The sequence below is a fragment of the Ancylomarina euxina genome (genome assembly GCF_003863355.1).
Taxonomy (GTDB): domain Bacteria; phylum Bacteroidota; class Bacteroidia; order Bacteroidales; family Marinifilaceae; genus Ancylomarina; species Ancylomarina euxinus.
Map to the genome: position 1 here is coordinate 129,989 of NZ_QQWG01000001.1, position 25,412 is coordinate 155,400.

A 25,412-nucleotide genomic window follows, 5' to 3' on the forward strand; every position below is an offset into this window, starting at 1 on the left:
CTTAAAGTTTTGCTCCAAAAGCCAAATCACCTGCATCACCACAACCAGGAACGATATATGATTTTGAATTTAATTCTGCATCTACAGCACCCATCCAAAGCGTGATGTTTTCGCCAGCAAGTTTTTCTTTCACAAATTCTACTCCTTCAGCACTTGCAATAACAGCTACAATATGAACATGTTTTGGTGTTCCCTTTGTAAACAGAGCCTTGTAAGCTAGTTCCATAGATGAACCAGTTGCCAACATTGGATCAGCCAGAATAACAACTTTGCCATCGATAGATGGAGCTGAAATATATTCAAACTTAATTTCGAACTCACCAGCTTCATTGTACTTTCGGTAAGCAGAGATAAAAGCGTTTTCTGAACGGTCGAAATAGTTTAATAAACCATTGTGTAATGGCAAACCAGCTCTAAGGATAGAAGCAACAACGATTTCATCTTCAGCAAGATTCATCTTTGCAGTTCCGAGTGGAGTTTGCACCTCTTTTTCAGAGTAATTAAAAGTTTTGCTGATTTCGTAAGCAAAGATTTCACCTACTCTTTCTAGGTTTCTTCTGAATCGTAAAGGATCATTTTGAACATTTACGTCGCGGATTTCAGCTATGAATCGGTTAAATAGGGAATTGTTATCCCCAATAGTATGCACCATGATGTCGTATTTAAAAATTAGCTGAGCGCAAATGTAAGTATATCTATAGAATTATTCTCTATGTTCTTCAGCTCTTTTTTATAAGTGTTTGGTGTTTTGATACTTTGTAGTGCCTATAATTCCTGAGATAGATAGTTAACTTTGCAAATATAAGTTGATTGATACCAATTTTGTCATTTTTGCTTTAATAGCTGAATGAATGGTCGATTTGTTTGTTTTAAGAGCTAAGGGAAAGGGTATTTTATAAACTTAATGAGTTTGGTTTGAAGAGGTAAAAAAAAAAAGAGACACTATTTCTAGTATCTCTAATTAATCTCAATATAATTCGATAGCGTCTTCTTATTCGATTATTTTATCAGCTAATTCTTTAAGATTTAAGCCCGAAAAATTACCTGAACTCATCAAAAGGAGATTCGTTTTTTTGAAGTTTAAGTGCATTAAATCATCTAATAGGATTTGAGAATCGGTATAGACTTTTAAGTTAGTGCCACCGAATGCCTCTTCAACTTGTTGAACAGAGATTGCCTTCAGCTTTTTGTGCTCAACGGTTTTAGGGTTGAAATATACCAGTGCAACATCTGCTAGAACCATACTGTTTTTATATTCTGGAAGAAATTCTTCTTTCAAACTGCTAAATGTATGAAGTTCCATGCAAGCAACTAGCTTTCTGTCTGTAAACTGATTCTTTACTGCTCTTGTAGTCGCTTGAAGTTTTGATGGCGAGTGAGCAAAATCTTGATAGACGATAGTTTGTTCATTTTGAGCTAGGGTTTGAAGTCGTTTGGCTGCTCCACCAAAATTTTTAATAGAAGAATAAAATTGCTCGCTACTTAGGCCTAATTCCTTACAAACCAAGAGGGCCCCTTGCAGATTCTGAAGGTTGTGATCACCAAAAATCGACAATTCAATCTCTCCATTTTTCGTTATCAACGAACTGATACCATTTTTTACTGTATGAAGATGTGAATTGTATGGTAGATATTTAATGTTGTCTCTTTTAGATTGGATCATCTTTTTAATATGCTCGTCTTCTTCAAAGTAAATGAGACTGCCGTGAGGTTTGATAAGACCAATGAATTTTTCAAACTGACTTAAATAATTGTCGAAGGTTGGAAAAACGTTGATGTGATCCCAGGCAATGCCGGTTAAAAGGGCAATGTGCGGGTGGTAAAGATGAAATTTTGGACGAGGATCGATAGGAGAGGCAAGATATTCGTCACCTTCAAAAACAGCGATTTTGGCATCTTTACTAAGTTTCACCATCGTCTCAAAACCTTCTATTTGGGCACCAACCATATAGTCAAAGTCGATATCGTTAGATTTTAAAACATGCATAACCATTGATGTGGTTGTTGTTTTTCCATGAGAGCCTCCAATAACAACGCGCTTCTTATCTTTAGTCTGTTCGTATATGTATTCCGGATATGAATAGATTTTTAAACCCAATTCCTTCGCTTTTAAAAGTTCCGGATTATCTATTCGGGCATGCATCCCTAGTATGATTGCATCGATGTTTGATGTGATTTTATTCGGAAACCAGCCCCATTTATCTGGTAGCAAACCATACTGTTCTAATCGACTTTTTGAAGGATCAAATATTTCATCATCCGATCCTGAGACTTGAAATCCTTTTTTATGTAAGGCGAGTGCTAAATTGTGCATGGCAGCCCCACCTATAGCTATAAAATGTACTCTCATTTAGATTGTTTTGCTACAATTGAATGTTGGAACACTCAATTTATGGATAAATTTTAAATATATTGTGTTATGTCTTTGTTTTCAGGGATATGAGATCTGTTACCTGTGTTCAGACTTCAGGTTTTGTCGGTGAGATTACAGGTTTAAAGTGTATGAGGAATTCTCATTAATCCTTGAAATCTTACAGAAGTTAAATATAATCAAATCTGTTGTGATTGGCAGTATTCTTTTTTCTTTATTACTTTAGGCTTTGATATTAAAATGAGTGATTTTAAACGAGGATGATCGGTGAGAAATTGTACTTCTTTAATCTTCTAAAAATAATAGCAAATAATATGCAAATATATTCAATAGAAACTGGGAATTTTAAGTGCGATGGTGGGGCTATGTTTGGTGTTGTTCCTAAAATAATGTGGAGCAAAAAGTATCCGGCCGATGAGAACAATCTTTGTGATTGCGCTCTAAGAAGCATGCTTATTGTTGATGGCGATCGTCGAATATTGATTGATAATGGAACCGGGGATAAACAGGCTAATTCATACACAAGTCATTATCATCTTTGGGGAGAGGATAGTTTAAAAACGTCCTTGAAGAATGTGGGTTTTTCTTTTGAAGATATTACGGATGTTATTTTTACGCATCTTCATTTTGATCATTGCGGAGGAGCCACTCGCTATAAGAGTGGAACAAAAGAACTAGAACTGGTATTTCCAAATGCAACACATTGGGTAAGTAAGGCTCAATGGGAAAATTATTTGAATCCTAATGTTAGGGAGGGAGATAGTTATTTCCCTGAAAATGTGGTGCCAATTTTTGAAGCGGGCAAATTGAATTTGGTTGAGCATGATGGAGAATTATTTCCTAATGTCGAAGTTAGAATATTTAATGGACACACGATGGGTTTAATGGCTGTTTTAGTCAGTGATGAGGATAAAACAATTGCTTTTACAGCGGATTTTATTCCGACGATGGCTAATGTGAACCTGAAATGGATTGCTGCTTATGACTTGTTTCCAACAGTAGCTCTCAAAGAAAAAGAAGCATTTCTAAAGGAGGCAGCAGAGAAGAATTTCTGCCTCTTTTTCCAGCACGATATCATGAACGAATGTTGTTCGTTGGAGCAAACAGCTCGTGGGATTAAACCAAAGGACAGTTTTAGCCTAAAGAGTTTATTTTAGAGCGTGATGTTCGATAATTATTAGTTTGAGAATTAATGAAAAGTCGTCAAGAGGATTTGATTTTGATTTCTATTATTCCTGTATATTTGTGAAAATATAATTCAGACAGACATTATTAAACTATGAAGACCAATTATTCCCTTGATTCTAACGCAATTAATGACACGCTTATTAATACCTCCAAATCGACTGGGAATACTTTGAAGCAAGTTTCTCAGAAAGAGCTGCCAGCTTTAAATAAAACGATGATTAATGATTCTTTGATTAAAGAAATGTCATTTATACAAAGTTCCGATTCAATATCAAGGGACTCAAGCATTATCGTAAATGATACGATCATTGGTTCTGATACGCTTCAGCAGCTTGTCGTACAACAGGAACCTAAGTATGGAGGAAAGGAGATTTCTCGATTTCAGAATATTGGGTTTGGAAACGACTGGCTTGTTGCTGTTATGCTGTTTTCTCTGTTCCTGCTTGCTTCAGTTAAGTTTTTGTTTGGTAAGTACTTGTCGAAATTGGTTGAATCGGTTCTTAATTCTCATACAGCTAATAATCTTTTTTTAGAGAAGAATATTAATATGGTTAAGGGCTCTGCAATTATCAACCTTCTGTTTGTTGTCAATATTTCTTTATTTGCAGTAAGCATTCTAAATCATAATTCAATCTCATCCGCTCAGGAGTATGGGTTTAAAGAATTTATCCTAATTTTTGCAGCAATTCTCTGTCTTTACTTAGGAAAAGTTGTCGTTATTAGGAGTTTAGGATACGTTTTTAAGGGGAATAATGAGAGTAAAGAATATATTTTTACAACTTTTCTTTACAATAAAAATCTAGGATTATTCCTTTTTCCAGTGATTATAGCCTTACCATTTGTACAGCCTTATGCTGTGAAATGGCTGATGTATATTGGGGTTTTCATGATATTCTTCTTTTTTACATTAAGAATTACAAGAGGTTTGAAAATATTATTGCGTAAACATGTTTCTATATTTTATATGATTTTGTATCTTTGCGCACTGGAAATATTCCCTTTGCTGATGATTTACAAATTATTAGTAGGGTAGGAATAGTAGAGTGGAAAATAATGTTTTAATTAAAGAATATCGCCTTGAAAATCAAAACAATATTAGTTTCGCAACCGAAGCCCCAAACGGAAAAATCGCCTTATTTCGATCTGGCAGAAAAATACAACTTAAAAATTGATTTTCGCCCTTTCATTCAGGTTGAAGGTGTAAGTGCAAAAGAATTCAGACAAGAAAGAATCAATATTCTTGACCATACTGCGGTAATTTTTACCAGTAGGACAGCGATTGATCACTTCTTTAGAATTGCCGAAGAGATGCGAGTTACGATTCCGGATGATATGAAGTATTTCTGTATTTCAGAATCAACTGCTTTTTATCTTCAGAAATATATCGTGTATCGTAAAAGAAAAATTTTCTTTGGCGTTAGGGATTTCGAAGATCTTATCGACACTATTGTGAAGCATAAGAAAGAAAAGTTCTTGTTACCTTTATCAGATATTCACAAGGCATCAATTCCTGCTTTGTTGAATAAGAATAAGATTAAATACTCAAAAGCTATTCTTTACAAGACTGTAAGTAGTGACTTGTCTGACTTAGCTGATGTAAATTACGATATTCTTGCTTTTTATAGCCCGTCGGGAATTGTATCTCTATTACAAAACTTCCCTGATTTTGTTCAGGACGGAACCGTAATTGCTGCATTTGGACCTACAACTTCAAAGGCTGTAAAAGATGCAAATCTTCGTCTTGATATTCAAGCTCCAATGCCACAAGCTCCATCTATGACAATGGCCTTGGATCAGTATATTAAAGCGTACAACAAAGAGAATAAGGACAAATAAAATATTATGAATTGATCTTTGTTATTGAACAAGATCTCTTCAACAGAAATTGGGGAAAGTTACTTTCCCCTTTTTTATTATCCTAAAACCATCTTTAATATTTAGATGTTTTAGTAATTTAAGGCTTCAAGCTCAAATACGTCATGACCGATTCTTTACGATATAGCTTTACAAAAGACGAACGTCTTTGCCATAAAAAGCGGATTAGTGCTTTGTTTGCCGAAGGTAGAGGTTTTACTTGCTATCCTTTTCGAATCGTTTGGAGAAGTACAGTTCTTGATGTTGATTTTCCAGCTCAGGTAGCTATCACAGTTACCAAGAGAAGTTTTAAACAAGCCGTGAAGAGAAATCTTTTGAAACGAAGAATTCGTGAAATCTATCGCTTGAATAAACACTTGCTTTATAATGATTTGAATGAGAGAGAGGCGCAAATATCGTTTATGATCGTATATTTGCCTAAAACCATTCTAAAATCAGCCGAGATGGATACGAAACTCGTAAAAGCTCTTGGGCGCATAGGATCCGAATATGACAAGTTTGCTAAAAATACTAAAGAAGGCGATTCTCTTCGTCATGATACTGCCGATTAGATTTTATCAGCTGTTTATTTCCCCAATGACACCCTCGGCTTGCCGATATACACCCACTTGCTCTACTTATGCCATGCAGGCCCTAAAGGCTCACGGCCCTTTTAAAGGCAGCTACCTGGCTATTAAACGAATTCTATCCTGTAACCCTTGGGGCGGACATGGACACGATCCTGTGCCTTAAAATAGAGGGTTTTTTCAATTTCTCCTTTCGATAAAGCTATAAGGACTTTGATATTCCTGCTGGTAGGTCAAGCTCACACTCTTCATCAATAATAGCGCTTTGGGCAAATCCCTGCGGGTCGGGCTATCCGCACTCGCTCTTTGTCACAAAAAAGACAAAGGAGCTCAAACAAAAGCTCCTATCCCTTTTGCAAAAATACCACTGTTATGTAAGTTTTTTGAAACTCATAACTCCTAATTCATAACTTATAATGAGATAGCACCAACATTTAATAAAGGGTGCAATTGCTTTATTCCTGTTGGCCGTTAGCAATTGATTTTTGCTAACTTTGACCTTCGATTTATAAAACGATGAACCTATGATAACAAATGACCAGCTAAAAGATTTAGCGGAGCGCACGATAGCGTTGAGGAGGTATCTTTGACGTCGATGCCAAATTAATTCAGTTACAAGAAGAAGATTTACGCACACAAGTGCCTGGTTTTTGGGATAATCCCAAAGAGGCCGAAGTGCAGATGAAGAAAGTGAAAGGCTTAAAAGCCTGGATAGATTCTTACGATGAAGTGAAAGCAGCTGAGGAAGATTTACAGGTCCTATACGAATTTGCTAAAGAAGGTGAAGCTTCGCCTGAAGAGGTGGATGAACAATACGCAAGCACTTTGAAATTGCTTGATGCATTGGAGCTTAGGAATATGCTTCGCAAGGAAGAAGATCATTTTGGAGCCATCATGAAGATTAATTCTGGTGCCGGTGGTACAGAGAGTTTGGATTGGGCAGGCATGCTTTATCGCATGTATTTGCGCTACGGCGAAGCCAATGGTTACAAAGTACGTCAACTGGAATATCAGGAAGGTGAAGAGGCAGGCATTAAGTCGGCAACCCTGGAGTTTGAGGGCGATTTTGCGTTTGGTTTCTTAAAATCGGAGAGTGGCGTGCATCGTTTGGTGCGTTTGTCGCCCTTTAATGCGGCCAATAAACGCATGACAACCTTTGCATCAGTCTATGTATATCCAGCCATTGATGATACCATCGATATTCAAATTAACCCTGCAGATATTACTTGGGATACCTTCCGATCAGGTGGGGCAGGTGGACAGAATGTGAATAAGGTTGAGACAGGCGTTCGCGTGCGACATGCACCCACTGGTATCATCATAGAGAACACCGAAACCCGTTCGCAACTTGGTAACCGAGAAAATGCTTTACGCTTGCTTAAATCGCAGCTTTACGAGCTTGAATTGCGCAAGCGACAGGAAGAGCTTGATAAGATTGAAGGTTCTAAGAAAAAGATAGAGTGGGGATCACAAATTCGTTCCTATGTGATGCAACCCTACAAAATGGTTAAAGATGTTCGTACAGGACACGAAACCTCAAATGTACAAGCTGTTTTAGATGGTGACTTGGATGGTTTTATCAAAGCCTATTTGATGGAATTTGGAGGAGAGACTAAAGAGGACTAATTCAGTGGTTAAAATAGATATATGAAGAGCAGAGACTTTAGTGTTTCTGCTTTTTTTTATGTGCAGACACAAAATTCAAAGCCTCTATTGCGAAGCTCATCAATCAATCGAGGTAGGGCATATCTCATATTCTTTTCCGATTTCACATGGTTGTGGAAAAGAATGATTGACCCAGGTCGGATGCTTTTAAGAACAGCATGGTAGCATTCTTCAGGCGTAATATCCTGACGGTAGTCTTCGCTTAAAACGTCCCACATGATTATTTTATAATCCTTTAAGAGTTCTTTAGCTTGAGAACGCTTAATCATTCCATAAGGTGGGCGGAACAGCTTGGAAGCTATGTATTGGCTTGCCAGTTTTACATTGTCAACATAGCTTTGTGTTTGATTTGTAAAACCTCTCAAATGATTGTGTGTGTGATTACCAACCGCATGACCTTCATTTAATATTCCTTGGTAGATTTCAGGATATTTTCTCACATTATCGCCCACACAAAAGAAAGTTGCTTTAACATTTTTCGACCTAAGAAGTTCTAAAGTCCAGGCTGTTGATTCAGGAATCGGGCCATCGTCGAAGGTGATGTAAACCACTTTTTCTCCTGTATTGTAATCCCAAGTTAGACTAGGAAAGAGTTTCTTTAAAAATTGAGGTATTCTTACGAATCGCATAAAATAAATGAATTTGATCCATCAAAAGTATAAGTCTTCAAGGAAAATGCATTAAAAAGTGAAGAAATTAGTTTTCATATTTGCTGCATTTGAGGTGTTTTTTACCCGGTTAGATGTTAAAAGTTTGGAAATTCCTTTGCAAAAATTAAACAAGTGTTTAATTTTGTATCAAATTAATTGATATGGAAGATAGTAGATCTAAAATTTTAAATGCCTCAGCTCGTTTATTCGTAAAGAATGGATTTGATGGAACCAGTGTGAGACAGATTGCTAAGGAAGCAGGGGTTAATATTGCTATGATCTCCTATTATTTTAAATCTAAGGAAGGTGTTCTGATTGATTTAATCTCAGAAACTGCCAGACAATTAAAAGAAAAAACGGATCATATTAAATCGTTGGATCTTGAGCCGCGCGAAAGAGTCTCTAAATTATTTATAACCATTATAGATCATTTTGTTGAGCATGATATGGTGAGTTATGTTTTTGGAACAGAATTGTCTTTAAATCGGAATAGAAACATTGTTGATTTGATTTTATCTATTGTATCAAAAAATCAGAAATATACTTATGAATGCATCAAGGCCTGTAAGCCTAATATCGATGAAACTCTCTGCAAGATGATTCCTGTTATGATATTGGGAATGGTTAATAAGGCTTTATCAACACCAAGAGCATTGGATACAGCCTTAGATAATCAGAGTTTTTCAAGCAATAATAAAAGTGAAATAAGAAGATATTTACACTTGTTTGTGCAGGATTATCTAAGTCTTCAATTGGGTAAAGAGTGAATTATATAGGGGGATTAAACCGCGAAGTCATTTGCGTGTTTTTTTTATACCCATCAATTAAACAAACGTTTAATTGATGGATTGGAATTTTAAAATGAAATATCTAAATAATAATTTGATGACATCAATAAGATTACTGGGATCTGGATTAATTTTATCCGTATTCCTTTTTGGCTGTAAAGCCAAAACAGAAGTTGAAAAGACCGTACGACCTGTAAAAGTTGAGCGTGTAGAGAGTAGGAACAACACGTCTATTCATACTTTTCCTGGAAAAGTAAAAGAATCGAGAGAGGTTAAATTGGCATTTCGAGTGCCAGGTCCTTTGGTACAGCTTAATGTAAAAGAAGGCATGTTCGTAAAAAAGGGTGACCTTTTAGCTGAGATTGATCCCCGTGATTTTCAGGTTAATTTGGAAGCTGCCAAAACAAACTGGGAGCATGCTAAGCAGGATGCAAAACGCTATCAGGAACTTTATGAGAAAAAATCGATTCCTGAAAGCACTAAAGAAAAAGTTGAAGTTGCAGCAGCTGTTGCTGAGTCTAATTTCAATAAAGCAAAAAATGCTTTAAACGATACCAAACTTTTTGCTCCTTTCGATGGTTATGTACAAACTAAAGTGGTTGAGAACTTTGAAAAAGTCGGAGCTGGTTATCCAATTTTAACCTTGCTGGATGTTTCTGTTCTTGAGGTTATTGCAGGTTTGCCTGAAAGTATTGCTAGTCATTCTGACGATTTTAAATCTTTCACCTGTACAGTGAAAAATGGCGAGACAAGAGTTATAGCAGCTAAACTAAAAGAAATTAGTAAGAAAACGGCTGGTAATAATCAGGTGTATCCTATAAGAGTCTACTTAAACAAGGAGGAGGCGAAAAACCTTCGTCCAGGAATGAATGCCAGTTTGAATATTGAGATTAGTGAAACATGTAACGAAGATGGCTTTGAGTTGCCAGTTGCCTCTGTTGTTAATTATGAAGGGAAGAGTATTGTTTGGGTTTATAACGAAAAGCAGCAAGTTGTGAATCAGCGTGAAGTTGAAGTGGTTCGCTTGTTGGCTAACGATAAGATTTTGGTTCGTAAGGGTTTAACGCAAGGCGATCAAATTGTGGTTGCTGGTGCTGCTTTTCTGATTGAAAAACAGCAGGTGAAACTCTTGGTAGAGAAGACTAAATCAAACATAGGAGGTTTATTATGAATATCGCTAAATATTCAGTAAACAACCGAGTTGTTATTTGGGTCGCTATTTTTTGCAGTCTTGTTGGCGGGGTCTTTTCTTATACGAAGTTGGCAAAGCTCGAAGATGCTGAGTTTACTCTGAAAACAGCCTTAGTTATAACATCATACAAGGGCGCTTCGCCTCATGAGGTAGAGCTTGAGGTGACCGATGTTATTGAGAAGGCTGTGCAAGCAACTCAAGGACTTGATTTTATCGAATCGGAATCCAAAGAAGGCCTTTCAATTGTAACGGTAGAGATCAATGGAAGTAAGAAGACGGCTCAAATGCCCCAAATTTGGGATGATCTGAGACGAAAAGTGAACGATTGCAGGCCTTATTTACCGCGAACTGCCTATCCGATGGTCTTAGATGATTTTGGTGATGTGTTTGGGGTTTTCCTTTCTCTTTCTGGAGAAGACTACACTTATGCCGAGCTTCATGATTATTCAGCTATGCTTAAGCGAGAGCTTTTGATGGTAAAAGGGGTTTCAAAGGTTAAGTTGTTTGGAACTAAAACAGAAAGTATCGAGATCAACTTATTGAGTTCTCGAATGGCAAGTTTTGGAATCAATCCAGGACAAGTTCTGGGTATTTTGAATGACCTGAATTCCAGATGGGATAATGGACAAATTGAAGTTGATGGACAGAGAATAAAAATCCGCGACAGAAGTAGTTTTAAAACTGTTGAAGAAGTTGGTGATTTGGTGATTCAGGATTACAGCAATCAACAGATTAAACTTAAAGATATTGCTGAGATAAAAGAGGCTTACCAGCAGCCAGTAAAGAATTTAATGCGTTTTAATGGTAAAGAGGCCATTGGGATTGGATTGTCGATGTCGTGGGGTGTTAATGTGATGAACGTTGGTGACGATCTTGACAAACGTATTGAGGAACTAAATACGCAACTACCTATCGGATTGAATATTGAAAAGGTCTATTTTCAGTCGGATGAAGTGGCTGAATCCAATGGTCTATTCATGACTAATCTTGCTGAATCGGTTGCTATTGTTGTGATTATTCTGCTTCTGTTTATGGGTTTACGTTCAGGTTTACTAATTGGAAGTGGTTTAATCCTTACCATCTTAGCCACATTTATTGTGATGTTGGCTGGTGATATTGCTCTACAGAGGACATCTTTGGCAGCCATAATTGTGGCTATGGGTATGTTGGTTGATAATGCCATTGTGGTGACCGATGGGGCCCTTGTTGCTCTGCAAAGGGGGCACTCAAGACGAAAATCGGCTCTGATGGGTGCTGAATCAACTATTTGGCCATTGTTTGGAGCCACATTGATTGCCATCTTAGCTTTCTTGCCTATTTATATGGCACCAGGAAGTGTTGGGGAAATCTGTAAATCGATGTTTCAGGTTTTGGCAATTTCATTGGGTCTGAGTTGGCTTTTTGCTGTGACTCAAAATGTCCTTTTCAGTGATGTTTTCCTAAAAGTGAATAAGAACTCTTTGAATAAAGAGCCTTTCTCAGGAAAAGGTTACAAGATATTCGAGAAGCTTTTAATGAAGGTTTTGCGTCACCGCTTAATCTCACTTACAGCTGTTGTTCTAGTATTGGTTGGAAGTTTAATGGTTTTTGGTAAAGTGAAGAAACCTTTCTTTACGGAGTTAACCAAACCTTTAGTAACGGTGAATTATTGGTTGCCTGAAGGAACGGATATTTATAAAGTTGAGGCTGATCTGAAAGAGATTGAAAAATATGTGATGGGTATCGATCATGTTAAAAGTGTAACGGCTGCAATTGGAGAGTCATTGCCTCGATATATTTTGATGGCTGAAGTTGTTAAGAATAATTCATCTTACGGTCAACTTTTGGTTAGAACTGACGAATTTGATAATCTTGAAGGTGTTAAGATAAAAATTGATCATTACATTAATGAAAATTTCCCAGCTGCTCTCTCACATTCTAAATATTTGCTAGGCGGTCCTCCATTGGAATTTAAGATTGAAGCCCGTTTTATGGGACCCGATCCTGCAGTATTGCATAACCTGGCTGAGAAGGCTAAAGATATTATGCGTCATGAAGAATTGGCAATCAATGTGAGAGACGACTGGCGACAGAAAGTGATGACCTGGGAGCCTGTATATAATCAGGAGAAAGGACGACGTGCCAATGTAAGCCGTCAGCAAATGGCATTAGCATTACAGACGGCTAATGATGGTGCTGTAGTTGGACGTTTTTATGATGGTGAACAAGCCCAAAGTATTTTGCTAAAGGTTCTAGATGATACCCATGATCAAAATAATCAGTTGCAATACTTACCCGTGTGGGGTGGTGGAGCTTCTGCTACGATTCTCGATCAGGTTCTTGATGGCTCTAAAATGGCGTGGGAAGACCCTGTAATTCGTCGATATAACCGTCGTCGTTCGATTACAGCGCAATGCGATCCTATAAGTTCAGATGTAACAGGTGATCAGTTGTTGGCGAAATTAAAAGATAAAATTGAAGCAATTCCATTACCTGAAGGCTACTATATGATGTGGGATGGTGAGCATAGAAAGCAAGTTGAAGGAAATAAAAATGTGGGTGCATTTTTGCCATTGGCATTTATCCTGATGATGATTGTTATCGTGATACTCTTCAATTCTTTCCGTCAAACCATGATTATATTCTTGATGCTGCCACTCTCATTTATTGGTGTAGCTAACGGTCTATTTGTCTTTGATAAAGCCTTTGGTTTTATGGCTATTGTAGGCTTCTTGGGCTTACTGGGAATGGTTATTAAGAATGCTGTGGTTCTGATTGATCAGATTAATGTGCTGATAAAAGATAAGTCGCCACTTGAAGCCGTTGTTGAATCAGCTGTATCGAGAATGCGTCCGGTAATGATGGCAGCACTTACGACTATTTTAGGTATGATTCCATTGATTAACGACGCCATGTACGGATCAATGGCGGCAACCATTATGTTTGGATTGCTTTTCGCGACCATTCTAACGCTATTTGTAGTACCGCTATTCTTTTGCTTATTCTACAAGATTAAGATTGTTGATTAGTATGATATTATCTCCTGTTTCTCCTCCTTTTTAAGGAGGAGTACCCGAGGTACGAGGGGGAGGTGGTTTGAGAGGTAGTTTTTTTAACCACCCCGACTTGTTTCTAAAATTGAAGCAAGCCGCCCCTCCATAAAAGGAAGGAGGGGAAACTGAAAGAACCTCAAAAATTTTAAAAAAATAATACAATGCGATATAAAATATTATTAGTGTTTATTGCTTCAATCTGCTTTGCAAACTCTTCCATTTCACAAGAGGTGTTGAGTTTAAAGAAGTGCAGAGAGTTGGCAAAAGAACACAATCAGGATGTTCAAAATGCAGCCTTAAATGTTGCGATTTATGAAAGTCATCTGAAATCAAATAAGACCAATCAGTTACCTAAGCTTGATTTTTCTGCAAGCCTAACTCGCTTAGGAGATCCTCAGGTGACAAAAATGCCGGCTTTTCAGCTACCTAATGTGGATTTTAGTCCTAGTGGTGTTCTTTTTCCTGGAGGAACGCTTTATGAAGCTCCAGAGAACTTATATAGGCTTAATTTATCTTTGGTTCAGCCTATTTATATGGGCGGAAAGCTGAGAAATTTAAATAAGCTGAGTCAAAAAAATGTCGATCTCTCCAAAGAGAATCTTCGACTTGAAAAATCGAATCTCTTATTAGAGACTGACGATACCTATTGGACTATCGTTTCATTAAAAGAGAAGGTTATTTTGACTCTGGAGAGTATCAAGTTTCTTGAAGAATTTAAGAAGGATATTAATAATCGATACGAGGTTGGTTTGGCCACAAAGAATAATGTTTTACAGGCTCAAGTGAATCTGAATCATGTGAAATTGGCGAATATAGAAGCCGAAAATGGACTTGATTTAGCCAATATGTCCCTTTGTCGTTTAATTGGTTTACCTCTTTGGCAAAAAGTTCAGTTGAAGGATTCTATGGTGAATAAAGCGACACTTCCTGATTTTGAAATTGCACATAAAAAAGCTTTGGCTCAACGACCAGAATTAAAAATGAGTCAACTAGCTGTAGATATGGGAGAACTTGGTGTTAAAATGACGAGAGCGGATCAATTGCCAAGTTTAAATGTTGGCGTGAACTCTTACTACGGTAATCCAAATCACTTTGGAGTTGATGAGGCTGAAACATCATGGAATGCTTCCGCAAAGTTAACCGTTCCAGTCTTTCATTGGGGAGAAAAAAGACAAGCTGTCAAGCGTAGTCAAATTATGCATCAGCAGGCTGTTAATGAATTGGAAAAGAACAAAGATCTAATTGCTCTTGATGTGCAACAATCTTTGTATGCACTTAAGGTAGCCATTTCGAAAATGAGTTTTACTGAAACCTCATTGGAACAGGCAGAAGAAAACTTGACGATCACTAGAAATAATTACTCTGTAGGAGTAGCTTCAGTCACTCAGGTTTTAGATGCACAGGTGTCCTGGCAATCGTCATACAGTAATTTTATTGATGCTAAAATTAGTTGTCAGCAGAAATATTCCGTTTATCTGAAAGCCATAGGTGAGCTAGATCAAATCTAAGACTGATTTGTAATTAATTTGAGTAGAGTATGAATTTAAATGAGGGGATATCTAAACATCCCCTCATTTTTTTTAGTTATTAATTGCGAGCTCTTTTTTCTTGTAGAGTTCAACAATACGTTTCATCTCCCCAAGCAAAGCTTCATTTCGCCTTCCTGATCGCACAAAATCAGATAGGCTTGTTGGTTTTAAGCTGTTATAATAGTCAAGTTCTTGGGTCAATCGTGTATGGATCTTATTCATCATCTTCATTGCCGTATCACGTTGACCAAGCTTCAAATAATTCTCAGCCATTAGTAGAGCGATATAGTCGTATGAACTGACTTCGTTAGGAAGTAATTCTCTACTTCTGTCTAAAACCTCAATTGCTTTTGCGTTTTGATTTTCAGAAATTAAGGTATTTGAAAGGCTAAGGAAGTTATTTCTCAAATTAAGACACATTCGTTTGATGTTTTCATCTTTATAGATGCCTTCTTTATTGATATTACCCCACTTGAATTTGTTCATCATGTTTTCGAATAGGATATCTGAATCAACTCGTCCTGTGTTACTGGCTGTGTCAGCCGTTTTAATCGGGACTAATCGATAAGCTAAACCTTCCAGCTGAAAGTAATCCTGAAGGCCGTAATAACCCGATTTTGGTACGGTTTGAGAGAAGTAGATAGGACGCTTCCAATTGTTGGTTAAAAGCATGTCATAAAGTGCTAGACCCGATTTTTCCATAAAATTCTGATTAAGTTTCCACTCCAGCTGAGATACAATCTTGCTAGAATCTTTTAAGGATACAGTTTGTGTTGCTAAAATCTGTTGTTTATCGACTGGCAGTCTAAATTCCCGAGCTGGAATATGATCAATTTTTTGGTCGTAGCCGTAAATTGTTTTTGTACTTTCCTTGTCTGATAGGACATATTCAAGAGCATCTTTTAAATTCAGTCCCTTATTTTTCTTGACCCAAGCCTCAAATCTAGGATCATCCACAATATAAACAATATCGCGATTTCCCATCAAATATTTCTCTCTATCCATTGATATTGGGAGACTTTTTGAATCGTAATTATCTCGTTTCATTTGGTCTATATACCAATCTGTTGAAAGGTAGCTTAGATTACAAACCCGAACATCGGTTCTGATACCTTCTACCTCCTGCAGATACCATAGTGGGAAGGTATCGTTGTCGCCCATGGTAAATAAGAGCGCATTTGGGGCGCATGAATTGAGGTAATTATAGGCTAAATCATGAGCAAAATATCGATCAGATCGATCATGATCATCCCAATTCTGTCGTGCTAATAAAGCTGGAACAGCCAAGAAACAAAGAGATGTGGCAAGAATCAAGCTCAATTTAGGATTCAGATATTTTTCCATCCCATTAATCACTGCAAGTGCACCAAGTCCTATCCAAATAGCAAAGGCATAAAATGATCCAGCGTAAGCGTAATCACGCTCGCGAGGTTGCAAAGGAGGTTGATTTAAGTATAGAACAATGGCCAATCCTGTAAAGAGAAAGAGAAGAAGAACGACAAAGAAATCATTTTTTCCCTTTTTACTGTGTTTGTATTGATATAACAGGCCTATAAGACCCAGAATTAATGGTAGAAAATAATAGGTGTTGTTGGCTTTATTCGATTTCATATCATCTGATCGCAAAGATTGATCTCCCAATCTAAGATTATCGATGAGAGGGATACCCGATATCCAGGCGCCCTTTGTTTTATCACCATAGGATTGAACATCATTCTGTCGTCCCGCAAAATTCCACATGAAATAACGGATATACATGTGATTAATCTGATAGGAAAAGAAAAAGTTTAAGTTCTGTGCAAAGCTTGGTTTTTCCTTCTGCTTAGGATTGAGCCCTGTCCATTTGGCATATTCCACCGGAGCCCGTCCCGACATGCCTTTGGTGTACATTCTGGGGAAAAGTGTTTTATGACTAGAGCTATAATTGTTTTTTTCTAATTCATAAGAGAGTTCATATTTACCATTTTTTTTGATGTACACTTTTTTTGATACACTGCTCGGATTTGTTTCATCAGTTGGAGCATTGAAATATTGCCCATAAATCAACGGATTCGATCCATATTGTTCTCTGTTGAGATAGGATAGAAGAGAGAAAACATCTTCAGGATTATTCTGATTCAAAGCTGGGTTTGCTGCGGCTCTAATCATAATTAAACTGTACGATGAATAGCCAATAAGTATCACACTTATAACTGTAAGAAGCGTATTTAATAGAACCTTTTGATGTTTAATACTATATCGAATAGCAAATATTAATCCGATAAAGAGAAGGACTAAGTAGAATAATAAGCCTGAATTGAAGGGGAGTGAAAGCCCATTAACAAAGGCAAACTCGAACCAGATTCCAATTTTTAAAACTCCAGGAATAATCAGATACATGATGCTGGCTAATAGTAATATAGCAGTTGATAAGGCTATTAGGATGCCTTTATTTGTAACCGGATATTTTTTGAAATAGAAGAGAATAACGATAGCTGGAATTGCCAATAGATTCAGTAGGTGAACACCAATGGATAAACCCATTAGGTAGGCAATTAAGATTAGCCATCGGTTGGCATATGGGGAATCTACTTCATTTTCCCACTTAAGAATAGCCCAGAATACGACTGCAGTAAAGAGAGATGAAAGCGCATAAACTTCAGCTTCTACTGCTGAAAACCAAAAGGTGTCTGAGAATGCATAAGCTAGAGCACCAATGAAACCAGCACTCAATATTTTACCAGTTTGGGTTAAATTGTATTGGTCGTTTTCAGATTTAACGAGTTTTCGAGCCATATGTGTGATACTCCAAAACAAAAACATGATGGTAAAGGCTGAAGCAATTGCAGACAGGCCGTTTAGCATTAAGGCAACTTGAGACTCGTCTGATGCAAAAAGAGAGAATAAACGTCCTAGCAACATGAAAACCGGTGCTCCAGGAGGGTGTCCAATTTCCAATTTGTAGGCTGCGGTTATAAATTCGCCACAATCCCAGAAACTGACTGAAGGTTCAAGAGTTAGAAGGTATACCAGAGCTGAAATGGAGAAAACTAACCAGCCTCCAATAATATTGAATTTTTGGAATTTTGACATGTGATGATGAATTAAAATTATGTCAACGAATTTAGGGAAATAATTATGAAGCTCTTACAAGGATCATGTGAAAAGTAAAAAATGATTGAATATCTCATTTGCTGGAAAATAGGTTTATAGACAAGATTCGTATTTAAGAATGAGTCTAAATTTTGCTTTAATCGATGTTTTTTTCATAGCCACAAATGTTCTTCAGCAGGTTTGGGTTGATCGTTTTAAAACACAGCAGTGTGAAATAGAAAAAGAATTGTTTAAATATTAACGCCGAGTTTGTTTTCAGTACGGATTCCGAAAAGGTTTTCGGAACTATTTAGAATGAGTTTAAGCAGTAGTGGTGAGTTTAGAATTATTCCTAATAAGCAAGGCTAGTGTGCAGATTAGTAAGGCTTTTATGCATCGAAAATAAAATTATCTTTGCTCTATGATTTTACATCAGGACAGGTGTAAATGACTGTTAAGAAATGCTTTGCAATTAATTAAAAAACAAATCCTGTGATGAACAAGATAATTTCATTTGAAGAGGCTGTTGCCAAGATTAAAGATGGTATGACTATCATGATTGGTGGCTTTTTATCGGTTGGAACTGCCAACCAAATGGTTGATGGCATCGTTGCCTCTAATGTTAAGAATTTAACAATTGTTTGTAACGATACTGCATTTGCCGATAAGGGCTTAGGAAAATTGATTGCAAACAAGCAAGTTGCTAAGGTTATCACTTCATATGTTGGAGCGAACTCTGCTTCAATTGAGCAAATGAATAACGGTGAACTCATTGTTGAGTTCAGTCCTCAAGGAACTTTAGCAGAGCGAGTACGTGCTGGCGGTGCTGGTCTGGGTGGTGTTTTAACTCCAACTGGTTTGGGAACTATGGTTGCTGAAGGAAAGGATATCGTTACAGTTGACGGAAAAGAATTTATTCTTGAAAAGCCTTTACATGCTGATGTTTCACTAATTGGAGCTAGTATGAGTGATACACAAGGGAATCTTACTTACCGCGGAACTTCACAGAATTTCAACCCATTGATGGCGACTGCAGGTGATATAGTTATTGTTGAAGCTGAAGAAATTGTTGAAGCTGGAACATTCAAGCCTGAGGAGGTGAAAACCCCATCTATCTACGTTGATTATATCGTAAGAGCAAACTAGATTAAACCGTGGTTGAGGTTTGAAAGGCCTCATATTTATTTGATTATTTATACAAAACATACAAACACTATATTATTATGGAACAGGCAATTATTAGAGTACGCATGAGTTCACACGATGCTCATTATGGTGGAAACCTTGTTGATGGTGCTAAGATGCTTCAACTTTTTGGTGATGTAGCTACTGAGTTATTGATTCGTCGTGATGGCGATGAAGGTTTGTTTGCAGGATACGAAAGCGTTGAGTTTTTAGCTCCTGTTTATGCTGGCGATTATATCGAAGCAGTAGGTGAGATTATTAAAGAAGGTAATTCAAGCCGTAAAATGAAATTCGAAGCGCGTAAAGTTATCGTTCCTAGAACTGATATCTCTGATTCAGCTTGTGATTTACTTGAAGAGCCAATCGTAACATGTCGTGCAGTTGGTACTTGTGTAACGCCAAAAGCTAGCCAACGTAAATAATATTTGATTTTAATTTAATGATATGAGTCGGGAATGACGACCAGGAAATTACCGACTAACTAATTTTTTTATTCCCGACTCATATTTTAAATACTTAAGCCATGGAAAAGTTAATTATCACTGCCGCTATTAGTGGTGCCGAAGTAACCAAAGAGCATAATCCTGCTGTTCCATATACAGTTGAAGAATGTGTTCGCGAAGCTGGCTCAGCTATTGAAGCTGGTGCTAGTATCATTCATCTTCATGTTCGTAAGGACGATGGTACACCTACTCAAGATAAGGATCGTTTTAAGACAGTAATGGATGCCATCCATGCCCAATACCCTGATGTTATTATCCAACCTTCTACAGGTGGTGCCGTTGGTATGACCAACGACGAGAGACTTCAGCCTACTGAGTTGAATCCAGAAATGGCAACTCTTGATTGCGGAACATTAAATTTTGGAGGTGACGAAATCTTCGAAAACACAGAGAATACCATTAAATATTTTGGTCAGAAAATGATTGAGAGAGGTATTAAACCTGAACTTGAGGTTTTCGACAAGTCGATGATTGATATGGCTTTGCGTCTAGGTAAAAAAGGATATATCAAATCTCCAATGCATTTTGATTTTGTGATGGGTGTAAATGGAGGAATCTCTGGAACACTTCGCGATTTCAACTTTATGCGTGGTAGTATTCCTGCTGATGCAACTTATACTGTTGCTGGTATTGGTCGTTTCGAATTCCCATTAGCAGCAGCGGCCATTATCGATGGTGGTCATGTTCGTGTTGGTTTCGAGGATAATACCATGATTTCGAGAGGTGTTGTTGCTGAGTCGAATGGTCAGTTGGTTGCGAAAGTAGTTCGTTTGGCTAATGAGTTTGGTCGCGAAATTGCTACTCCAGCAGAAGCAAGAGAGATTTTAGGTTTAAAAGCAAGATAATTTACAATTATCGATTAGTAATGAGTGATTATCAATATTGAATTGTTAATCACTCATTGCTAATCATTAATTAATATAGAATGAAAGCAGGAAATAAATACGGAACTCACAGAGTCCTTGAACCACAAGGTACACTTCCACAGCCAGCTATTAAGTTGGATAACACCATGTCAATTTACGACAATGAGGTTTTAATCGATGTTCAAACATTGAATATCGACTCAGCAAGTTTTACTCAGGTAAAAGGTGCTTGTGATGCTGATACAGCTAAGATGGAAGAAATGATTCTTTCTATTGTTTCAGAACGTGGAAAAATGCAAAACCCAGTTACGGGTTCTGGTGGTATGTTGATTGGTACAATTAAAGAAGTTGGACCAAATTTCCCAAATCAAGATCTTAAGGTAGGTGATAAAGTAGCGACTTTGGTTTCCCTATCTCTTACGCCATTAAAGATTGATAAAATTAAGAATATTAACTTGTCTAACGATCAGGTTGATATCGATGGACAAGCGATTCTGTTCGCTTCAGGTTTATATGCTGTTCTTCCATCTGACTTACCAGAGAAATTGGCTTTAGCTGCTCTTGATGTAGCTGGTGCGCCTGCTCAGGTTGATCGTTTGGTTAAGGAAGGCGACACAGTTTGCATCATCGGTGGTGGTGGAAAATCAGGTGTACTTTGCTGCTACCAGGCAATGAAAAAGGTGGGTCCTAAAGGAAAAGTAATTGTAGTTGAGTATTCTGCTGAGAATGCAAAACGTATTACTGATCTTGGATTGGCTACAGATGTGATTGTTGGTGATGCAACTGACGTGATGAATGTTTACACTGAGGTGACTAAAATCTGTGGCGAAGAAGGTTGCGATGTGGTGATCAACAATGTGAACGTTGCTTCTACTGAAATGTCATCAATTCTGATTACTAAAGATCGTGGTTGTGTGTATTTCTTCTCTATGGCAACTTCTTTCTCTAAAGCGGCTCTAGGTGCTGAAGGTGTAGGTAAAGATGTTGATATGATTGTTGGAAACGGTTATGCAATTGGTCATGCCGATCTAACACTTGAAATCATTAGAGAATCAGCAGGAATTAGAGAGTTATTTGAAAAATTATACGTGTAGATTATAGAATTGAGATAAGAGTATCGAGTATCAAGATATAATTTTTGATACAACAGAGAATTTCTCCTTGATACTTGATTCTAAATCTTGAGACTAAAACAAAATATGATGATTGAAAATAAGGGACGTAAGGAAATGTTTCCAGAGGTTACAGACGAGCAGTGGAACGATTGGAGATGGCAGGTAAGAAACCGTATCGAAACTCTAAAAGATCTTAAGAAGTACATCAACCTAACTGCTGATGAAGAAGAAGGTGTTAAGACGTCATTGGCAACATTGCGTATGGCTATTACACCCTATTATTTATCTCTTGTAGATGTAAATAATCCAGAATGTCCTGTTCGTAAGCAGGCTATTCCTACAGGATTGGAAGTTCATCATGCAGATGCTGACCTACTAGATCCATTGCACGAGGATGAGGATTCTCCAGTTCCTGGTTTAACTCACCGTTATCCAGATCGTGTATTATTCCTGATCACTGATATGTGTTCAATGTATTGTCGTCACTGTACCCGTCGTCGTTTTGCAGGTCAGTCTGATGCTTCTACGCCACAGGATAATATCGAGAAGGCAATCGAGTACATCAGAAACACACCGCAGGTTAGAGACGTTGTTCTTTCTGGTGGTGATGCTTTATTGATTGGTGATGATAAATTGGAATACATTATAAGCTCATTACGCGCTATTCCTCATGTTGAGATCATTCGTATCGGTACACGTACGCCTGTTGTATTGCCACAACGTATTACCGAAGGATTGGTTAACATGCTTAAGAAATACCATCCAGTATGGGTGAATACTCACTTCAATCACTCTGACGAGATGACTTCAGAGGCTAAGGAAGCTGTTGCTCGTTTAGCCAATGCTGGTGTACCTTTGGGTAATCAGTCTGTATTGTTGAAAGGTATTAACGACTGTGTACACGTAATGAAGAAATTGGTTCACAACTTGGTAATGAACCGTATTCGTCCTTACTACATTTACCAGTGTGACCTTTCAATGGGTCTTGAGCACTTTAGAACTCCGGTTTCTAAGGGTATCGAGATTATTGAGAGTCTCCGTGGTCATACTTCTGGATTTGCAGTACCTACTTTTGTAGTTGATGCTCCAGGTGGTGGAGGTAAAATTCCAGTTATGCCTCAGTATGTTGTTTCTCAGAGTCCTTCTAAAGTGATTTTGCGTAACTTCGAGGGTGTCATTACAACTTATACCGAACCTAAAGGTTATACTGAAAATTGTCACTGTCCAGAATGTTCTGATCATAAACAACCAGAAGGTGTAGCTTCTTTGCTTGATGGTAGTCGATTGGCTATTGAGCCATCTTTATTGCAACGTAAAGAGAGAAACAAAAAAGTTGAATGCCTTTCATAAAGGAAATAGAGAAATACAGAAGTCTATCCATTGTTGGACTTGAAAAAAATACCGGGAAAACCGAGTGTTTGAATTATGTGCTGTCGCGATTGAGCGGCAGCACTAAACAAATTGCTCTGACTTCCATTGGTATTGATGGTGAAAATTCCGACTTGGTAACTCAAACTCACAAGCCTGAAATAGAGGTTCATGAGGGGATGATTTTTGTGACTTCTGAATTGCATTATCAAAAGAAAAAAGTGCTTGCTGAGATTTTGGATGTCAGCAGCCAAACAACCTCTTTGGGGCGATTGGTGACGGCAAAAGCAAAATCAAGTGACAAGGTGATGATCTCTGGTCCAGCTAGCAATGCTGCTATTAAGGACTTAATCTCACAAATGAGAAACTTTAATGTTGACATAACTCTGGTTGACGGGGCTTTATCACGTAAAAGTTTGGGATCGCCTGCAGTAACCGATGCCATGATTTTGGCTACTGGGGCAGCGCTATCGGCAAACATCCCACAACTGGTTTATAAAACCAATTACACCTATGATCTGATAAGTTTAAAGGCTGTAGGTGATGAGTTGAAAGAGCGTTTGTTGCCTATACAGAAAGGCATTTGGACAATTTCAGAAGAAGGAGAGCTTTTCGATTTAGAAATTGAATCTGTTTTATTGATAGAAAAAGCTAAAGATAAACTCTTTACACAAGGGAATCGGATCTTCGTAAATGGTGCGATTACTGATAAGTTTTTGAATTTTCTAAGGATTCAGAAACAAATAAAAGAAATTGAGATTATTGTTCGGGATTTTACGAGGATATTTGCCTCCCCCGAGACATACTATGCCTTTATAAAACGAGGCGGAAGGATTAAAGTCCTTCAGAAAACAAAGTTGATAGCGGTTTGTATTAATCCAGTATCGCCAGATGGTTATTGTTTAAATTCTGATGAATTAAAGCAAGCAATGGAAGAAAAGCTGAAATTGCCAATCTACAATGTAAGAGAATTAAACGGACATTTAGTGGAATCGAAGTGTGATTCAAGAATAGATCGATAAATGAAATTAAGAACTGCCATATCTCAAGTAAAAGGTCTTCAACATTTGGTGGAGAGTATGCAGCTACAATCCAGTTTGGGAAAGCGCTACTTGCTTGATACGTTCATGATGTATCAGTCTAATAAGATTAATCAGGAACTTGATTTGGTCAATCATATTTACTCAATATTAAGAGGTAAGAATGTAGGGCTCATTCATAAAATTCAGACCAAACTCATGCAAGTGCGTGACATCAAGGGAAGCGTTAAAAATATCATGTCAAACTTAGTTTTAGATGATATTGAGCTTTTCGAGATCAAATCTTTCGCACTCGTCTCTGATGAGATACTTAAACTGCAAAATGAGTTTGAAACCACATTGATTGAGATCCCAGATTTGAATTCTATAATTTCAATTTTAGATCCTGAGAATAATAGGATTCCTTCATTCTATATTTACGATTCTTATTCTAGTGAATTAGCTGGTATTCGAAAGGAAATTAAAAAATTAAAGACTGCTATAAAAGCTGATCCGGAAAGATATACTGGACAGAATTTAGAGGCCTTATTAAGTCAATCAGAAGAAATAGAAGCAGAGGTTAGAGGTAGAATATGTGAAAAGCTTTATCCATTTGCAAGTGAGCTGGAAAGAGCTCTAAACCAAGTGGCCCATCTCGATGTGATTATTGCAAAAGCGATACTAGCTAATAATTTTGCATTCACTCGTGCCCATATCTCAGATTCTACTACAGAATATAAAGCAATGTTTCATCCTCAAATAAGAGAAACTCTGGCTTTATCAAATAAAAAATTTCAAGCCATTGATATCAAGTTGAATCATTCGGTTTGTTTTATAACAGGTGCTAATATGGCTGGTAAGACAGTTATTTTAAAAACCTTAGCACTATGCCAATACCTTTTGCAGTTTGGTTTTTTTGTTCCAGCGCAATTGGCCCATATCTCTTTAGTCCATCGAATTTTAGTTTCGGTTGGAGATGATCAATCAGAGCAAAATGGTTTATCGTCTTTTGCTTCTGAAATGGTGAAGATTAATGAAATGGTTGAGGCATCAATTAAGAAAGAGAATGTCTTGGTTCTAGTTGACGAATTAGCTAGAACAACCAACCCAACTGAAGGAAGAGCTATTGTGAATGCAGTCGCCGAGATTTTTAATGAGAATCAAACCTTATCAGTTGTCACAACTCACTATAGTAATTTGAACTCAGATTGCCGAAAATTGAGAGTAAAAGGTTTGGATAAAGACTTTAAGGCGGGAGAGATAAATAGAAATAATATAAATGATTATATGGATTATTCTTTGATAGAAGATGATGACTTAAAAGTGCCACATGAAGCACTTCGCATCGCTGGAATATTGGGAATTAATCAACAAATCATAGAGAAAGCAAATAATAATTTGCTAAACAAATGATAAAACCTGACAGGT

At 37.3% G+C, this 25,412-nt stretch carries 21 protein-coding genes; 17 read left to right on the forward strand and 4 right to left on the reverse strand.

Features of this window, described 5'->3' with window-relative positions:
- Position 1 precedes the first annotated feature (1 nt).
- Together upp and DWB61_RS00535 are read right to left on the reverse strand one after the other, a co-directional pair.
- Complete coding sequence (gene upp, locus DWB61_RS00530; RefSeq protein WP_125028858.1) at positions 2 to 652, reverse strand: uracil phosphoribosyltransferase; 651 nt, start codon at positions 650 to 652, stop codon at positions 2 to 4.
- Positions 653 to 991: 339 nt separating this feature from the next.
- Positions 992 to 2,350: a UDP-N-acetylmuramate--L-alanine ligase gene (locus tag DWB61_RS00535; RefSeq protein ID WP_125028860.1), complete on the reverse strand. Its 1,359-nt coding sequence runs from the start codon at positions 2,348 to 2,350 to the stop codon at positions 992 to 994.
- Between the two features lie 335 nt (positions 2,351 to 2,685).
- Between DWB61_RS00535 and DWB61_RS00540 the strand changes: the two genes are divergently transcribed.
- The 6 genes from DWB61_RS00540 (at position 2,686) to prfB (ending at position 7,626) form a co-directional block, all read left to right on the forward strand.
- Positions 2,686 to 3,528, forward strand: a complete 843-nt coding sequence (locus DWB61_RS00540; protein ID WP_125028861.1) for an MBL fold metallo-hydrolase — start codon at positions 2,686 to 2,688, stop codon at positions 3,526 to 3,528.
- Positions 3,529 to 3,650: 122 nt separating this feature from the next.
- A complete protein-coding gene (locus DWB61_RS00545; RefSeq protein ID WP_125028863.1) occupies positions 3,651 to 4,592 on the forward strand; it encodes a DUF4271 domain-containing protein in 942 nt (313 codons plus the stop codon).
- Between the two features lie 44 nt (positions 4,593 to 4,636).
- Positions 4,637 to 5,395, forward strand: coding sequence for a uroporphyrinogen-III synthase (locus DWB61_RS00550; protein WP_125028865.1), 759 nt, complete (start codon positions 4,637 to 4,639; stop codon positions 5,393 to 5,395).
- Positions 5,396 to 5,538: 143 nt separating this feature from the next.
- Complete coding sequence (locus DWB61_RS00555) at positions 5,539 to 5,985, forward strand: ribonuclease P protein component (RefSeq protein ID WP_125028866.1); 447 nt, start codon at positions 5,539 to 5,541, stop codon at positions 5,983 to 5,985.
- Entirely contained in the window at positions 5,969 to 6,166 is a 198-nt protein-coding gene (gene yidD, locus DWB61_RS00560; protein ID WP_231602106.1) for a membrane protein insertion efficiency factor YidD, read from the forward strand. Before DWB61_RS00555 ends, yidD begins: the two co-directional genes overlap by 17 nt.
- A 358-nt stretch (positions 6,167 to 6,524) precedes the next feature.
- A protein-coding gene (gene prfB, locus DWB61_RS00565) for a peptide chain release factor 2 (protein ID WP_125028870.1) occupies positions 6,525 to 7,626 on the forward strand; the annotation gives its coding sequence in 2 pieces (ribosomal slippage) (positions 6,525 to 6,587 and positions 6,589 to 7,626; 1,101 coding nt in all).
- 56 nt (positions 7,627 to 7,682) lie between these two features.
- Here the strand turns inward: prfB and DWB61_RS00570 are convergent.
- A complete protein-coding gene (locus tag DWB61_RS00570; protein WP_125028871.1) occupies positions 7,683 to 8,294 on the reverse strand; it encodes a polysaccharide deacetylase family protein in 612 nt (203 codons plus the stop codon).
- A 182-nt stretch (positions 8,295 to 8,476) separates the two neighbouring features.
- On the opposite strand from DWB61_RS00570, the gene DWB61_RS00575 reads away from it, so the two are divergent.
- The 4 genes from DWB61_RS00575 to DWB61_RS00590 all read left to right on the forward strand — a co-directional run bounded on the left by DWB61_RS00575 (position 8,477) and on the right by DWB61_RS00590 (position 14,835).
- Complete coding sequence (locus tag DWB61_RS00575) at positions 8,477 to 9,082, forward strand: TetR family transcriptional regulator (RefSeq protein ID WP_125028873.1); 606 nt, start codon at positions 8,477 to 8,479, stop codon at positions 9,080 to 9,082.
- A 118-nt stretch (positions 9,083 to 9,200) separates the two neighbouring features.
- A complete protein-coding gene (locus tag DWB61_RS00580; RefSeq protein ID WP_158614340.1) occupies positions 9,201 to 10,274 on the forward strand; it encodes an efflux RND transporter periplasmic adaptor subunit in 1,074 nt (357 codons plus the stop codon).
- Positions 10,271 to 13,303 (forward strand): efflux RND transporter permease subunit, encoded by a 3,033-nt coding sequence (locus DWB61_RS00585; protein ID WP_125028876.1) that lies wholly within the window; start codon positions 10,271 to 10,273, stop codon positions 13,301 to 13,303. The genes DWB61_RS00580 and DWB61_RS00585 overlap by 4 nt, the downstream gene beginning before the upstream one ends.
- 185 nt (positions 13,304 to 13,488) lie before the next feature.
- The gene (locus tag DWB61_RS00590; protein WP_125028877.1) at positions 13,489 to 14,835 is read left to right on the forward strand and encodes a TolC family protein; all 1,347 of its coding nucleotides are present in this window, start codon (positions 13,489 to 13,491) and stop codon (positions 14,833 to 14,835) included.
- A gap of 72 nt (positions 14,836 to 14,907) precedes the next feature.
- On the opposite strand, the gene DWB61_RS00595 is transcribed toward DWB61_RS00590, so the two are convergent.
- Positions 14,908 to 17,928: a glycosyltransferase family 117 protein gene (locus tag DWB61_RS00595; RefSeq protein WP_125028879.1), complete on the reverse strand. Its 3,021-nt coding sequence runs from the start codon at positions 17,926 to 17,928 to the stop codon at positions 14,908 to 14,910.
- A gap of 495 nt (positions 17,929 to 18,423) precedes the next feature.
- Between DWB61_RS00595 and DWB61_RS00600 the strand changes: the two genes are divergently transcribed.
- The 7 genes from DWB61_RS00600 (at position 18,424) to kamC (ending at position 25,397) form a co-directional block, all read left to right on the forward strand.
- On the forward strand, positions 18,424 to 19,074 hold the full coding sequence (locus tag DWB61_RS00600; RefSeq protein ID WP_156190147.1) for a CoA transferase subunit A: 651 nt from the start codon (positions 18,424 to 18,426) through the stop codon (positions 19,072 to 19,074).
- Positions 19,075 to 19,151: 77 nt separating this feature from the next.
- Complete coding sequence (gene kal, locus DWB61_RS00605; protein WP_125028883.1) at positions 19,152 to 19,535, forward strand: 3-aminobutyryl-CoA ammonia lyase; 384 nt, start codon at positions 19,152 to 19,154, stop codon at positions 19,533 to 19,535.
- 101 nt (positions 19,536 to 19,636) lie between these two features.
- A complete protein-coding gene (gene kce, locus DWB61_RS00610; protein ID WP_125028884.1) occupies positions 19,637 to 20,461 on the forward strand; it encodes a 3-keto-5-aminohexanoate cleavage enzyme in 825 nt (274 codons plus the stop codon).
- An 80-nt stretch (positions 20,462 to 20,541) separates the two neighbouring features.
- A complete protein-coding gene (gene kdd / locus DWB61_RS00615; protein ID WP_125028886.1) occupies positions 20,542 to 21,576 on the forward strand; it encodes an L-erythro-3,5-diaminohexanoate dehydrogenase in 1,035 nt (344 codons plus the stop codon).
- A 108-nt stretch (positions 21,577 to 21,684) separates the two neighbouring features.
- Positions 21,685 to 22,947: a lysine 2,3-aminomutase gene (kamA, locus tag DWB61_RS00620; protein ID WP_125028888.1), complete on the forward strand. Its 1,263-nt coding sequence runs from the start codon at positions 21,685 to 21,687 to the stop codon at positions 22,945 to 22,947.
- Positions 22,935 to 23,987 (forward strand): lysine 5,6-aminomutase reactivase subunit KamB, encoded by a 1,053-nt coding sequence (kamB, locus tag DWB61_RS00625; protein ID WP_125028889.1) that lies wholly within the window; start codon positions 22,935 to 22,937, stop codon positions 23,985 to 23,987. Before kamA ends, kamB begins: the two co-directional genes overlap by 13 nt.
- Positions 23,988 to 25,397 carry a lysine 5,6-aminomutase reactivase ATPase KamC gene (gene kamC / locus DWB61_RS00630; protein ID WP_125028891.1) on the forward strand — a complete coding sequence of 470 codons (1,410 nt, stop codon included), beginning with the start codon at positions 23,988 to 23,990 and terminating at the stop codon, positions 25,395 to 25,397.
- Positions 25,398 to 25,412 lie beyond the last annotated feature (15 nt).